Source organism: Sphingobium sp. 22B, from assembly GCF_001580035.1.
Classification (GTDB): Bacteria; Pseudomonadota; Alphaproteobacteria; order Sphingomonadales; family Sphingomonadaceae; genus Sphingobium; species Sphingobium fuliginis.
Genome location: NZ_LTAB01000072.1, coordinates 1 through 1,471 on the forward strand (window position 1 = coordinate 1; position 1,471 = coordinate 1,471).

Consider the following 1,471-nt stretch of genomic DNA (forward strand, 5'->3'; position numbering starts at 1 on the left):
CCATAGAAACATCAAGCGCGGCATAGGCAGTCATGGCTTTCCTCCTCGATAGGGGATGCTCAATATGGGGCGAATCGCACCCAATGACCGCATCTCGAAGAACCGTCTGATTTCGGCATGATGGCGACGTGAAGGCGCGCAAATTGACGGTGAGCCCCGGTTTTTGGGTGCTGATCCGCTGATTTCCGTGTCGGAACCGGCTGCAGGGGCCGGTTTTTGCGTCATGCGGGCGCAGGACGCCCCTCAAGCCAGGCAAGACGCTGGAAGTTATAGGCCAGGTTGGCCATCCCGATCTTGATGCGGGCGCGGGCGATGCCGATGGTCCGCACGACCAGCCCCATGCGGTGCTTCTGCCCGGCGAACAAGTGCTCGACCGCCGAACGCACGGCGGATCGTTTTGCATTGGCCCTGGCGATGCGTTCGGGCATCGGCCGGCGCGGCAGCTTCTTCTGGTGGATGTGGCTGGTGAACATCCCCTTGGCGAGGAACGCCTCGTTCTTCTTCGACCGGTAGGCCGTGTCCGCCCAGACCCCCGAGCCGGTGTTGTCCTTGCTGACCACATCGGGCAGTCGTGCACCATCGTGAGCATTGGCGGCGCTGGCGTCCCAGGTACGGATCAGACCATGGGTCCTGTCGATGCCGATGTGGTTCTTGTAGCCGAACATCGGGATAGCGAGGTCGACCGGCTTGAACGCCTTGGGATCGGCGCCTTCCTTCACCTTGGCCTTGGTGTACTTGACGCTCCAGCGCGCGTCGCGATCCTTCTGGCGGAGCTTGGCGGGTTTTACTTGACAGGCCTCGGGAACGCACCCCTCCTTGATCGCCATCTTCTCCACTTCGGTATTCCGTTGTTTCGGCGCCGGCACGACCGTGGCATCGATGATTTGGCCGCCCATGGCCAGATAACCCCGATCGGTCAGCGCGGCATCGAAGCGGGCGAACAGCCGGTCGATCGCCCTGGCCTTCACGAGGCGCTCGCGGAACAGCCATACCGTCGTCGCATCCGGCACCGTGCCGTCGAGCCCAAGGCCCAGGAACCGCTGAAACGACAGCCGATCCTTGATCTGAAACTCGGTTGCCTCGTCTGACAACGAGTACAGTGCCTGCAGAACCAGGATCTTGAACATCAGCACAGGGTCGAACGGCAGACGTCCGCCCTTGGCGCGCGGGGCGCGTCGCAGGGCGGCGACCAGCGGTCAACGGAAAACCTCGAAGTCAACGACGGCCGCCAACCGCTCCAGCGGATCGCCCGCTGCACTCAGCGCCTCGTACTGGTTCGAAAGATCAAAGAAACCCGGCTGTCCCGCCATTACCGCCTCCGCTGTCGCGCAATGGCAGTGAATCAGTTCAGGCCGCTATGCACCAGAGGTTTTTCGAGATGCGGTCATTGGGTGCGATTCGCCCCATATTGAGCATCCCCTATCGAGGAGGAAAGCCATGACTGCCTATGCCGCGCTTGATGTTTCTATGG

Annotated in this window: 1 pseudogene; it reads right to left on the reverse strand. The window is 61.9% G+C overall.

From position 1 onward, the window contains the following. Window positions 1-221: 221 nt before the first annotated feature. Window positions 222-1,310: pseudogene (locus A0J57_RS24960) on the reverse strand (IS5 family transposase). Window positions 1,311-1,471 lie beyond the last annotated feature (161 nt).